Raw genomic sequence first — 13584 nt, forward strand, 5'->3', positions numbered from 1 at the left:
AATTATTGCTCAATATTGTTGATTAAATCTGCGGGTTTAACTTTTAAGATATTTGCAATCTCTATCAATGTTTTTAGACTAGGCTGTACATCATTTGTACACCATCTTGATATTGTAGCTTCATTTTTTCCCAATTGTTCTGCAAGCCACTTATTACTTACATTATTTTCTACTAGCACTACCTTTAATCTATTAATTGCCTTTTTACTCATAAAAATTGCATATGGTGTAAAGATATTGATTTTTTCAGTCTAATAGCCCCTGTCGAAATTGATTTTTTAAGCTCAACCCACACAGGATGGCTCAGGGTTAGCGTCTGGGGAATGTGAGGCTGAGCCAATCCTTTTTTAGTATTTAGAAGGGGAGAATATATTATATAGCCTCTTTCAATTGTCTGTTTTCAAGACTATCAGAACTATAACCTTTCTGGTCATCCGTTAATTGCTACTTCCTTTTACAAAATTTGTTAATACCATAAACAATAATCTCCTATTTCTGTTTTAAAATTTTACCCAAATACACGACTCAATTAAAGCACTATTACTGTTAATTTGGAGTTTATACAATTGCGATGTTAAACCTTCTTCTTTATCTGAAGGAAATAGCCCAATTTATAGATTATAATTGCCAATAGAATATGATTAATTCTCAAATATTTAAAAGAATGGAGATCAAAACTGAGCGAAAAATCTTCAAAGAATTTATTTTGTTGTTTCTATTCTTGTCTTGGGGATGCCTTTGTTCTTGTGCTTCGAAAAGTCGTTCTTTTGATTTATTACAGGTAGAAGTCGGTAATAAAATGTACCAAAATTTGTTTCAGATTTTTGGACCTGATATAAAGCGTTATCCATTGAGGTATCATGACTATACCGATGCAAACCTTTCCCGAATCGTTATTACGGAGGAAAAACTGAAAAAGGCTGAGGTTTCATTTTCCATTGGAGCATATAAATTGACTTCCTTGGATATGTACTTTTTGAACGATGAGCTTATAGGATTTAAGGGATATTCCGAAACATCTTCAAAAATGTTTCAAGAAGTATTTCAGAAGATGCCTTCTATAAAACAAATAGACTTTTCAAAGGTTACAGATTCAGGAGCATTGGAATTTATTAAGGGTAAAAACTATCAGGAGTTTGAAACTACAGATAGATTATATAGTGGCGGTGCTGATATAATTACAGGAGCTGAACAAGCAAAAGGAACGATTGTAGTGGGGCTCTCCAAGAAAATTTTACCTCAACTTATTGAAGGATTAATTGAAGATGAGTTTAATTTTATCACCCTTTTTCGAACTTCTAATAAATTAGATCACCTTTCTAATCCTAAGAATATCTATAAGAAGGATCAGGAGTTCTATAAAGAATATTTACTAAAAAAAGATAGCAATAAGGTTGAAGAAACAAATAAAAAACACAAATAACTGTTGATGTTTTTGCTAATCATTCACTAAAATTACATTTTGAAATCTGGTTCAACAATTTATTGCAATCTTCCTATTCAGCTTTAAGTCCTAAAGGTTTTGAACTTAAAATATTCAATTTTAATGCTAACCAACAATTCAAGATCAGCTCTATCTCACAGCCTATCCTTATAATTCGGATTTAGTTGTCTAGGGATTTTAGCATGTGTATCCAAAACTTTCTTCTTCAATTCTGACTTCATTTTTTTCAAGATATCGGGATATTCGGATGCTTTATTTTTTCGTTCTCCGATGTCTGATGATAGATTATACAAAAGGTATACATCATCTTCATAGTAATGGTGGAGTTTCCAGTTTTTAACTCGTATGGTACTTCCTGGACGAGTTCTAAATTTCGGATCACGACCATCATCCTTAGATGGGTTATAAGCTTCCAGATATATCGGGAAATGCCAGAACAACACTCGATCTTGTAGAACATCCTCCCCGCGAATATTGCTCCATAACGATTCACCATCTAATAATTGTGGAGATTTATCTTCTACAATCTCTTTTATAGTCGGTAACAGGTCAAGATGACTGACTAATGTACTGCTGTCCCGCTTTGGCTGTATTTGCTTAGGCCAGTGTATAAAGAAAGGGATTCGGACTCCACCTTCAAAGTAAGAACCCTTACCTGCGCGCAGAGGTTGTTGTGGAGAGATGGTATTTATCCCTCCATTGTCCGAGCAAAACCATAGGACCGTATTCTCCAAAAGTCCTTGCTGTTTGAGTTTATCGACAAGCTTACCAATATTATGATCCAAAGATTCGATCATAGCAGCATAAACAGGATAATCCCGTTCACCTGTTCCTTTTATGCCTTTATAGTGGTTTTGCAATGAATCGGGCGCTTCTAGAGGTGTGTGCACCGCATAGTATGAAAGGTATAAAAAGAAAGGGGAAGATTGCTTTTGCTGACCGACATAATCGATGGCTTCGTTTGTAATTCGGTCTGTTAAATATTCGCCAGGTTTCCCATCGGGTATTGCCTTGTTTTTATAGGGAGAAAAGTGCTTATTATGCCCGCTATGATTACCTCCAAAGCTGTATGAGAAGCCATGGTTAAGAGGAGAGTCACTAAGATGCCATTTGCCTATGGCCGCAGTTTGATATCCTTTCTTACTTAGGAGCGTCGCAATGGTAGGAAGATTGCTATCCAGTGTTGTGTTATTTTTGATGGGAATTAATTTTCTATCTTCGGTTTTACCTCTTTCGGAAGAGCCGACAGTATATATGCCATGTCTACTAGTTTGTAGGCCTGTCAATAGACTTGCACGGCTAGGAGCGCAGTTTGATGCAGCGGCATAGGCTTGTTCATACACTAAAGATTCTTTTGCCAAGCTATCCAAATGTGGAGTACGATAATAGTGTCCACCCATAAATCCGACATCCTTGTATCCGAGATCATCCACTAGGATAACAATGATATTAGGTGGAGCTTGTTGTGCATAGGAACATGTTATGCAACAAAGGATAAATACGAAAAGGATATTTAAGGTTTTCATAAGGTTGTTAATGTAGAGTCCGTCTTATGAAAAAGGATCAATTAGACAGCCTCAGGTTTATTATTTATGGTTTAGGATCTGCAACCAGTCAATATATTAAATAGATTAATAATTAGCAAATGCGGGATTCTCCTAAATAGCTTTTCAATTCCTGAATTTTTAATTTCAAGGGTGGTTTCGACTGTAATATTGCTTGTATTAGGTAGTACTGATAACAACGGTCCAACAGGGAAATTCTTTAGTGAAGAAATTAATCCTCAAACAGGAATGGTGCCCTGGTAAAATAAATTTAAAAATGAAACGACATGTTAGGGGATGAACTTACATGTCGTTTTCTTCCTACAAAAAAATATCCATTTTTCACCAAACCTTCCTATTTCCCCCATCCCCTTTGTATATTAGTCTCCAGTTAATTTATTTTGACAGTACTATTAAAACTATACACCCAATTAATATTTATCCATGAAAGCCTTACATACTAACTTACTATTACCTCTGTTCTTTCTTTTTTTTATATCTTGTTCTGCGCAGCAAAAGGATCCTATACCCGAACATGAAACGATCAAGATACAGTCCAAACAAGTGGGAGAGGAGCGTACTATCAATATTTGGACTCCGGAGTCCTATAAATCCAGCCAAGATTCTTTCATGGTCTTATACATGCCGGATGGTGGAATTCAAGAGGACTTTCCACATATAGCCAATACTTTGAACGATTTAATCAAAGCCAATAAAATACCTGCAGTAATCTTGGTTGGAATAGAGAATACAGTTCGAAAGAGAGATTTGACGGGTCCAACGTCTATTGCAAAGGATAAGGAATTGCTGCCTGAAGGTGGAGGTTCTGAAAAGTTCAGGGCATTTATTGAAGAAGAGCTTATTCCCGAAATCAATAAAAAATATAGAGTCACCAATAAAAAAGGAATTATAGGGGAGTCTTTAGCTGGATTATTCGTTACAGAGACATTGCTTTTAAAGCCAGAACTATTTGATTTTTATATAGCTTTTGACCCTTCCATCTGGTGGAATGATGCGTATTTGGTCAAACAATCGAGTCAATATTTAGATAAATTTCCTACTTCTAAAAAGACCTTTTGGTTTGCGGGTTCAAGTGCAACAGATATTTCCGGCAATACCAAAAATCTAGCTGAAAAGCTTAAAACAACAAATCCTACAAACATCGTATGGAAATATTCCGATGAAAAAAAGGAAAAGCATAATACGATTTTCCGAGCAACAAAAGAGAAAGCAATTATTTGGACCCTGAATAATTTGACTAATTAGAATAGGAATATCTAATATAGTTGATTCTTTTCCTTTTTGATTCTATCGCTGAATTTTGATTTCTTGATCTAATGTTTTTTGATTCGAAGATGTTTTTCAATTTTACTTTTTTCTATCTTTGATAGGTTAACCATTTAATTATGACTTCTTTATGAGTAACTCATTTGGTAAGCTTTTACAGGAGAATCTTCTAGTTAATCAGCAAAGAACTTTTATAGGTATCCTGATTGGTATTGCTATGATAATAGGGCTTTCCGTATTTCAGGATTATCTAATTGCAAGTCGAAATGGTTATTCTTTTTTTCTAAGCGAGTCTTTGTTATTTAAAGTTCATTGGCTTCTGTTTATTCCTTTTACATGTGCCTTGAATTACTTTTTTAGGAAGTATAAAACCATTGATAAGTTAGATGTATTGATCATGTGTTATATATTGGCTATTGTTTTGCATTTAGTCTTATTTTCACTTTTGGGATCCATATTTTCTAATCTTTATTATGAGGCGCATTTTGGTCCCTACAAATTCCTTATCTATGCGATAGAGCATGACCTGTTGAGTGTTCTTTTTGTTTATTTACTCGTTGTTCTATTGGCTTATTATTCTTCAAAGGAACATCCATCCATTGATTCTGAACCCAGTAAGGTGCATTTGGATAAAATTATTGTACATTCAGGCAAATCGCAGGTAGTCCTACATCTTGCTGATGTATATCAAATAAGATCAGAGAGTCCTTACATCTGCATCCAATTAGAAAATAAAAGTTATCTACATAACGAAACCTTGAAATCCTTCCTGGAGCAGTCGGATGAATCTAAGTTTGTTCGAGTTCACAAAACGTGCATTGTTAACATTTCTAAAGTAGTAAGTTTTACTTCACGCTTAAACGGAGATTATGATCTTTACCTAGCAAACGGTGAAATAGTTCGGGTTAGTCGTAACTATGCTACAGATTTCAAAATGAAAATGCATAACACTCCTCAGCTTAAGCAGTAAATCCCTCAGCTTAGCCTAAATTGACTTCTAAGGCCTTTTCATGCAGTAAATTAGTCTATACCTTTCATTCGTAAACTTATTAATGAAAGATATGAAAAAGCTAATTTTACTAAGCAAATTATGTTTGCTAATCCTGTTTTATTCCTGTGAGGCACAACCAAGACATCATATCGGTGGACCATGCGAAGGGTGTGAGGCTATTTATGAATATGGCAATAAAAAATTAAGTGCCGTAGATACTTTACCTGAGTTCTGGAACAATGAACCAAAGATGAAGATCACAGGTACAGTTTATAAAGTAGATGGAAAGACGCCAGCGCAGAATGTGATAATCTACATCTATCATACCAACAGAAAAGGTGTTTATCAAACCAAGGGAAATGAAGAAGGTTGGGCAAAAAGACATGGTTATATCCGTGGCTGGGCGAAAACCAATAAAGATGGGGAATTTACCTTTTATAGTTTTAGACCTGCTTCCTATCCTGACGGATCAGAACCCGAACATATCCATATTACCATTAAGGAGCCCGGTAAAAATGAATATTATTTAGATGAATACTTCTTTTCAGACGACCCATTGTTTACTTATCAATTCAAATCTCGATTAAAAAATAGAGGAGGATTTGGGGTGGTTGTACCAAAAATGGTTAATGGAATGTGGCATATCAATCGTGATCTTATTTTGGGAAAGAATATTCCGGATTATTATTAAAACCGATAAATAATTTCTTGCCGTTCTAAGATTATAATTACATAATTAAGTACTGAAATCTTTGCTTATTCAATAATTTTAATGGTTTAGTAAAGATTAAATTTAATAGGGTTGTCTTAATAGCTATGATTGTATTTTCCTTCTAATGGAGGTTTATAGTTTGTTTATGCAACTAAATTTTACAGCAAAATAATTTTTTAACTTAATTGATTGTATTATATTCGTTACAAAATACACGCTAATATTTTTTAAATAACTATTAATAATCCATTACTTAAATGCAGTCATTATGTCTACAAAGATTAAATTTTCCGTACTAATTTTACTAGGAGTGTTGTTTAGTTCGCACAGTTCATTTGGAAGAGCCAAGATTCCAGTTGGTGAAATTGAAGTGCTGAAGAAGGTTCATGATTTTCCAAATACGGAAGAATTTGAATTAAGTCCGGGTCGTTATATTGACCTTGCAACCAAACATACCGAATTCAATATTGCCTATTTTCTTCCATTGTGGATTACAAAGGATCCGGAATTGGTGGGATATGATGAGGTCGAGGATACCTATTATGAAATTCCTGAGGCAGAACTTAATGCAATTTTAGCCGAACAAAAGCTGGATAAAGCAAAGTTAAATCAAGTTCCTTTTTACAATAAGTATGGAGGTAAGGCAATTGCATTAGTAATTATTGCCATCATTATTTATGGTTTGCTTCCAAGTAAAAAGAGACCTGTACAGGCTAAAGAGATGTAGTAAATAGCTATTGAACATCAAATATCTTACATTATGAACACAACCATATTAATCGTTTTCTTCATTGTCATAGTAGTTGTTTATACCGGCTTCATGATTTTTATGAATAAGAAAAGAAAGAGTCAACAAGCTATATTGGCGAATACTGATTTTACAGCTGCCTTTTCAGATGCAGATCGCTATTTGCAAAACTTTATCAGAAATGAAGTTCCATATCTCCAGAAAGAAATGGATGGTCAGCAAATAGAGGCTTTAACTTATGCCAATGCTTCTTACAATAATAAAGACGCTATAAAAGATGGCATTAAAGACGGTTTGAAAGGACTGGCGACTTTAGGTACGGTGCGTTTTACCACCATGCAAACACCCAAATATTTAGTGCTAAATAGGGGAGAACTGCATCTTTTCGATACGGATACCGATGGGGATATTTCAGAGCATTATGTTTTTAATCCTACACGCCTTCAAGAATCTACCATAGAAGAGATTCCTCTTACAGGAAATCTGAAAGCCTTTGCCTTGCAAAAAGGTGAGCATACAAAAGCATATAAACTGACCCTTGCCAGTAAAAGTGGAATGATGGAGGTTGTCATATTTAGTGCTTTAGTATTTACTTTTGCATCTACAGCAGCTAGTCCATTTAGCATGAATGCAGAAAAATGGAAAGAAGAAATTGTTATTGCAAGCGATTTTCTGAAAAAATTGGGTGAGCAATATCCAAATCTAAAGGTGCAAATACCTTTAATGCCCAATTAAATATAGTGATGTCATTAGCCAAGAATACTATGAAATTCAGTTGTCAAAATAATTAGTTTTTCAATTATTGGATTTTAAGAAATAATACAGAAAATAATTGAACGTATTATTTATCGATTAATTAATCTAAAATGACTTTGAAATTCAAATGATTGGGCTATTTTTATTGTTAATTGATAAAATCACATTTAATACTACTATGAAAAGTTTAAAATTAAGTGCCTTTCTATTATTTACATTGATGTTTAATGTTCAATTTGCCTCTGCGCAATTTGGGGATTTGTTAAATAAAGCTGGTAAGGCAGTTGCATCAAAAGGAGCTCAATCTCTTGGTTTAGATAAGATTCTAAAAGAACCAGAGGCTATTTCTACGAGTTTTGATGATGTAGATCAAAAAGGCAAAGAGATGCCTGAGTTTGAAAATTCAGCAAGCTATGCTCCATTGACTGGTTTGGAAAGAAATGGCTCTGATGGCTTTGTTCTACAAGCAGGTCACTATGAAATGATTAATAAAAGCTATTGTTTGAAGGCCGGTACTTTTGCGCCTTCATCTGGCGATGGCTATATGTATGCACCTACTTTAGGTAAAAAGCGTGATGTTGTTATTGCTATTCTGAAGAGTGCAGAAAAACATCCTGAAGTTCAACAATCCGATATTCAGATGTTGCTTTGGGCAATTATTGCTAAAACAAAGTTTGTCAATTTTGCTGGTCCGGTTAAGGCTACAGCCATCAAGCTATTGACACCAAAACAACTGTTGCAATTGGAAGGTGGAGCTTTAGGAATTCTTCCTTTCGATGTGATGGAGAAAGCGAAAGCGAGTATGCCTCCAGCTTTGCAGACCATCTTTGAAGCTGAAAATAACATTCGCCAATTGGTTGCTTCAGGTAATTACTCGTATGCTGAATTTGAACAGTATGCGATCATGGCAGGTATGGCACCAGTTCGTACTGACTTCCCGAGTGGAATCTGGACTTTACATCCTGATGGATATTATGTGCGTTATTACCCTAGTGGATATTCACAAACAAAAACACAGATCTATGTACCGGAGGCTTTGATCGCCAAGTTAGGCTCGAAGAAGTTAATCTATGATGCTACGGATGATGTTGCTTGTCCCGCTAACACAGGCTCACAACGATTAGCTCAAACAAATGAACCGCTGAAATAATAGCTGCAGCGCTTTTTCGAAAGAATTGTAAATAAAGAAAGCATCCCTACGTATTTGTGAAGATTCACAGGTGTGTAGGGATGCTTTTTTATGTTGCAGATTTAAATCGCCTCTTTGCTAAGATGTAATTCTGTAATTTCTAATAGTCTATCTCTTAACAATAAACATGCGCCATAGGCTGCCAGTTTTTCACCATTAGAAGACAATGTAATCTTCGTATCTCTATTGACGATGGATAAAGAGTATTTATTAATGGCATTTTTTAATGGTAGGCTCAGGTATTCACCTGATTTTGCTAGTGTCCCACCAATGATGATAAGTTCTGGATTAAAGATGTTGATTAGAGAAGCAATTCCGCGTCCTAATTTATCCCCAATATAATTGATAGCTTCAATGGATAAGTTATCGTCTTTTTTAGCGGCAAGGATAATGTCGTTAAGACGAATATCTTCGATATTGCTGAATTTCTTGGTCAATATACTGCTTGCACCCGCATTTATTTCCTCAATTATTTTTGCTCGAAGCGCACGTCCGGAAGCTTCGGTTTCTAAGCAGCCCTTTTTACCACATTTACAGATGATCTCATTATCGAAAATAGGGATGTGACCAAATTCACCTGAGAATCCAGATTTACCATAATATAATTGACCATTTATTAAGATACCTAAACCGATACCATTATCGATGTTGACATACAATGCGTCCTTTTCATTGGTCAATACGCCGCTTGAGAATTCTGCATAGGATAATGCCTTGGTGTCATTCTCCAAATAGGTAGGTATGCCAATCGCATTCTCAAAATAAGTTGATAATGGATCTTCATAGAAATTGAAATAACTGTATGAATACCCTGTTCGGTAGTTGATCCTTCCAGATAAATTTATACCTATACCAAGTATATACTCTTTATTAATAGATTGTTTGGAGATGAACTCCATGATGTTATCACAAATCAGTTTTAAGGACTCTTCGTTGTTTTCCAAGTGATAGGGGATATCATCCTTCTGTGCAACGATATCTTTTTTCAGATTGATCATGGCAATGCTAAGGCTGTCTGTGCCTACTTGCACGCCAATAAAATAAGCAGCACTGGCAGCAAGACCATAAGAATTAGGTTTTCTACCAACAGTAGCCGTTGTTTTGCCATAGTCTTTTACAAGACGATCTTGAATAAGCTCAGAAATGCACTCATTGATTTTAGGAACACTTACATTGAATTCCTTACTTAATTCGGCAATGGTAGCCGTTTCATTCTGGGCAAAATAAGATAAAATATGCTTTTTAAGGCGGATGTTCTTATAGGCAACGCCCGAGTTTGTCCCGTGCTGAATCTCGTTTAAAAAATTTAAGGTCATGCTACTTACCACTGTTTTTATATCATACTTTAATTACTATGCGATATTAGTAAAAATATTGATATTATTAAATTATTTTAAAAACTAGTTTTATGTTTTGCTATTTATTTATTATAATTGATCGTTTTCCATTGTTTCAATGGTAAACAAGTCTACCAGATAAAACTTCTTCGCTAATGTACGGTAAAATCCTTGCGAAAAGTGAAATGCATAAATAATATACCTAAAAATATACAACCTTAATTAATATACTGTGAAACAACCTGCTACAGACAAGAAAGTACACCCGTTGAAATGGATCCCTTCCACCTGGTTTGCTATGGGCTTACCCTTTGTCGCTCTATCTACCGCTGCATCTTTAATGTATAAGAACCTGGGGATATCCGATGGTGAAATTGCTTTTTGGACATCGCTGATTATGATGCCATGGACCTTAAAGCCGTTGTGGGGGCCTTTTTTAGAGCTCTATAAAACAAAGAAATTCTTCGTCTTTGTAACACAGATCTTGACGGGACTATTATTTGGATTGGTAGGAATTTCCTTGCAGCTAGATCATTTTTTCAGTATTTCCATTGCGATTCTTGCAATTATCGCGGTTTCAGGTGCTACCCATGACACAGCAGCCGATGGGGTGTATCTGAATGAGTTAAGTGCTAAACTGCAGGCAAAGTATGTGGGCTGGCAAGGTGCTTTTTATAATATAGCAAAGGTCTTTTCAGGAGGTGCCTTGGTTTATTTGGCCGGTGAATTGGAAAAGAATATGGGGGTGGTAAACGCTTGGATGATAGTAATGTTCAGCTATGCGGTGATTATGATATTGCTTGGTGTATATAATATGCGGGCAATTCCATCCGGTCAGCCAGCTGCTCAAACGAGCTCTTTGAAAGAAGGCTTCGTTACATTGAAGGATGTCATTATTTCTTTCTTCCAAAAGAAACATATCTGGTTTAGTTTAGCATTTATCGTGTTTTATAGGTTTGCTGAAGGTCAGGCTATTAAGATTATACCTTTGTTTTTCAAAGCTTCAAGAGAGGAAGGTGGAATGGGGTTAAGCACTTCAGAGATTGGATTATTGTATGGTGTGTTTGGTGCTATTGCCTTCGTCTTAGGATCTATTTTAGCTGGAAATTATGTGGCGAAGCAAGGATTGAATAGAAAAACTTTATTGGTGCTATGTGCCTTTTTTAATATTCCATTTGCTGCATATGCTTATTTGGCTATCGCCATGCCGACTGACCTGTATCTCATTGCCTCTGCGGTCATTATAGAATATTTCGGTTATGGATTTGGCTTTGTAGGCTTGATTCTATTTATGATGCAGAATATCGCTCCTGGTAAATATAAGATGGCGCACTATGCATTCGGTAGTGGTCTTATGAATCTTGGCTTCATGATCCCTTCGATGATAAGTGGTTATTTGAGTGATCACCTAGGTTATAAAGAGTTCTTTATTTGGGTATTGATTGCTACTATTCCAGCCTTTGTGGTTACTTGGTTAGTGCCATTACGTAAGCCTGAGGAACAAGAAGAGCCGGCTACCTAGTGATTTAGCCTATTTAAATTAAAAAATATCATAATGACCAACGTATAATTAAAATAATTTAAAAATATGTTGGTCATTATTATTTTTATTTATAATTTAGTTCCATAATAAAAACCTACTATAGAATCACCTAATTATGATAAATCACGTACTAACTGATTTAACATAATTATAGCTAAACACCTATGAAAAAGATTTACGGTCTTAGTTTACTTTTCATTTTATTCATTTCACAAGCTTATAGTCAGCTTAAAACAGATGTATTGATTATTGGGGGAGGGGCTAGCGGTACGATGGCTGCTATTCAAGCTTCCCGGATGGGCGTTAAATCTATTGTTATAGAGGAGACAGTCTGGTTAGGAGGTATGTTAACATCTGCTGGCGTTTCTGCCATTGATGGTAACCATAAATTACCATCAGGTTTATGGGGAGAATTTCGCGAAAAGCTTTATGCCTACTATGGTGGACCTAAGGCTGTAGAAACAGGATGGGTTAGTAATACGCTGTTTGAACCTTCTGTTGGAAATAAGATTTTGCAAGAGATGGTTAAGAAAGAATCCAATATTCAGGTTCTTTTTGAAACGAGCTGGACAAAGCCAGTTAAAACCGAGTCTGGTTGGCGCATGGAAGTACGCGATAAAAAACAAAAGAAAAATACTATTGAGGCAAAAATCCTAATCGACGCAACAGAATTAGGTGATGTGATGGCATCCTTACAAGTTCCTTATTATTTAGGTATGGACAGCCAATCCCTGACCAAAGAAACATTTGCTTTGCCTCAGGCCAATGATATCATTCAAGATATGACCTATGTGGTTACATTGAAAGATTTTGGTAAAGGAGCAGATAAAACCATTAAAAAACCAAAAAATTACGACCCTTCGGAATTTGCTGGGAGTTGTGATGTTTCGGATCCGGCAACATTTAACAGCAATAATAATGATTGTTATAAAATGTTGACTTATGGGGCTCTTCCAAACAAAAAGTTTATGATCAATTGGCCGAAAAAAGGCAATGATATTTACTTAAACATTGTGGAGAAAAGTCCAGAGGAGCGGAAAGTGATGCTAGAAGATGCCAAACAAATGACTTTACGCTTTGTGTACTACATCCAAGATGAGCTTGGCTATAAACACTTAGGTATTGCTTACGATGAGTATCCAACTAAGGATGGATTTCCGATGATTCCCTACCATCGTGAGTCTAGAAGATTACAAGCGAAATCCTTATTTGCCTTACAGCATATTATGAACCCTTTTGATACTGAGGAAGCCTACTATAAAACAGGAATCGCTGTGGGTGATTATACCATTGACCATCATCATTATAAATATGGAAATGCACCGGAAATTGATTTTGTAAAGATCCGTGTCCCTTCTTACAATGTGCCAATGGGTTCCTTAATTCCAAAGAATTTTGATGGATTAATCGTGTCGGAGAAGAGTATTGGTGTGAGCAATATTGTGAATGGAGCGACACGCTTACAACCTGTGGTATTAGGCATTGGTCAGGCTTCAGGTGCATTGGCAGCTGTAGCTGTAAAGCAAGGTAAGCAGCCAGCTCAAGTGTCCATTCGTGCTGTGCAAGCTGCCTTGCTGGACCATCAAGCTTATATCATGCCTTATATCGATGTGCCGGTCTCTGATCCTCAGTTTCAAGTGATGCAAAAAATAGGTGCCACAGGCTTGTTGAAAGGTTCGGGAGTTCCTTATAAATGGGCTAACCAAACTTGGTTCTACCCGGAGCGTGAAGTGAGTGAATATGAATTGATGCAAGGCTTACGGGAGTACTATCCGGAGTTGAATACAAATTGGGATGCTTCTGGAGCTGCAATTACACTTACAGGTATGAAAGATTTATTGGCCTACATCAAAATCAACAAGTCAGAAGCAGAAATGCAAGAGCTATTGAAATCCGAAAATATTCAGTTAGAAAATAATAAAGAGAAATTGAATAGGCGGATGGTCTCCGTCATACTGGACAAGGTGTTAAAGCCATTCGATCAAGAGATCGACTATACAGGGAAAATCGAAAACAAACAATTTAAATAAACT

The 13584-nt window shown here is 35.8% G+C and carries 12 protein-coding genes; 9 read left to right on the forward strand and 3 right to left on the reverse strand.

The features are described from left to right. Positions 1–2 precede the first annotated feature (2 nt). Positions 3–212, reverse strand: coding sequence for a helix-turn-helix transcriptional regulator (locus ACP6L2_RS11155; protein WP_440509254.1), 210 nt, complete (start codon positions 210–212; stop codon positions 3–5). A 452-nt stretch (positions 213–664) separates the two neighbouring features. Here ACP6L2_RS11155 and ACP6L2_RS11160 point away from each other — a divergent pair, with 452 nt between their 5' ends. Then, positions 665–1423, forward strand: a complete 759-nt coding sequence (locus ACP6L2_RS11160; protein WP_440509256.1) for a hypothetical protein — start codon at positions 665–667, stop codon at positions 1421–1423. Between the two features lie 155 nt (positions 1424–1578). Here ACP6L2_RS11160 and ACP6L2_RS11165 read toward each other — a convergent pair whose 3' ends face one another. Further along, complete coding sequence (locus tag ACP6L2_RS11165) at positions 1579–2970, reverse strand: sulfatase (RefSeq protein WP_440509258.1); 1392 nt, start codon at positions 2968–2970, stop codon at positions 1579–1581. A gap of 462 nt (positions 2971–3432) precedes the next feature. On the opposite strand from ACP6L2_RS11165, the gene ACP6L2_RS11170 reads away from it, so the two are divergent. The 6 genes from ACP6L2_RS11170 (at position 3433) to ACP6L2_RS11195 (ending at position 8632) form a co-directional block, all read left to right on the forward strand. Then, entirely contained in the window at positions 3433–4254 is an 822-nt protein-coding gene (locus ACP6L2_RS11170) for an alpha/beta hydrolase (RefSeq protein ID WP_440509260.1), read from the forward strand. A 151-nt stretch (positions 4255–4405) separates the two neighbouring features. Beyond that, entirely contained in the window at positions 4406–5245 is an 840-nt protein-coding gene (locus ACP6L2_RS11175; RefSeq protein WP_440509262.1) for a LytR/AlgR family response regulator transcription factor, read from the forward strand. 91 nt (positions 5246–5336) lie between these two features. After that, complete coding sequence (locus tag ACP6L2_RS11180; protein WP_440509264.1) at positions 5337–5957, forward strand: dioxygenase family protein; 621 nt, start codon at positions 5337–5339, stop codon at positions 5955–5957. A 289-nt stretch (positions 5958–6246) separates the two neighbouring features. Then, complete coding sequence (locus ACP6L2_RS11185) at positions 6247–6705, forward strand: hypothetical protein (protein ID WP_440509266.1); 459 nt, start codon at positions 6247–6249, stop codon at positions 6703–6705. A 102-nt stretch (positions 6706–6807) separates the two neighbouring features. Then, complete coding sequence (locus tag ACP6L2_RS11190) at positions 6808–7461, forward strand: hypothetical protein (protein WP_440509267.1); 654 nt, start codon at positions 6808–6810, stop codon at positions 7459–7461. A gap of 199 nt (positions 7462–7660) precedes the next feature. Next, positions 7661–8632: a hypothetical protein gene (locus ACP6L2_RS11195; RefSeq protein ID WP_440509269.1), complete on the forward strand. Its 972-nt coding sequence runs from the start codon at positions 7661–7663 to the stop codon at positions 8630–8632. A 101-nt stretch (positions 8633–8733) separates the two neighbouring features. On the opposite strand, the gene ACP6L2_RS11200 is transcribed toward ACP6L2_RS11195, so the two are convergent. Beyond that, a complete protein-coding gene (locus ACP6L2_RS11200; RefSeq protein ID WP_440509271.1) occupies positions 8734–9987 on the reverse strand; it encodes an ROK family transcriptional regulator in 1254 nt (417 codons plus the stop codon). Between the two features lie 253 nt (positions 9988–10240). On the opposite strand from ACP6L2_RS11200, the gene ACP6L2_RS11205 reads away from it, so the two are divergent. Both ACP6L2_RS11205 and ACP6L2_RS11210 read left to right on the forward strand, forming a co-directional pair. Beyond that, positions 10241–11530, forward strand: coding sequence for an MFS transporter (locus tag ACP6L2_RS11205; protein ID WP_440509273.1), 1290 nt, complete (start codon positions 10241–10243; stop codon positions 11528–11530). Positions 11531–11715: 185 nt separating this feature from the next. Then, complete coding sequence (locus tag ACP6L2_RS11210) at positions 11716–13581, forward strand: FAD-dependent oxidoreductase (protein WP_440509275.1); 1866 nt, start codon at positions 11716–11718, stop codon at positions 13579–13581. The last annotated feature ends 3 nt before the right edge of the window (positions 13582–13584 follow it).

The sequence above is a fragment of the Sphingobacterium lactis genome (assembly GCF_051951495.1).
Taxonomy (GTDB): Bacteria; Bacteroidota; Bacteroidia; order Sphingobacteriales; family Sphingobacteriaceae; genus Sphingobacterium; species Sphingobacterium lactis_A.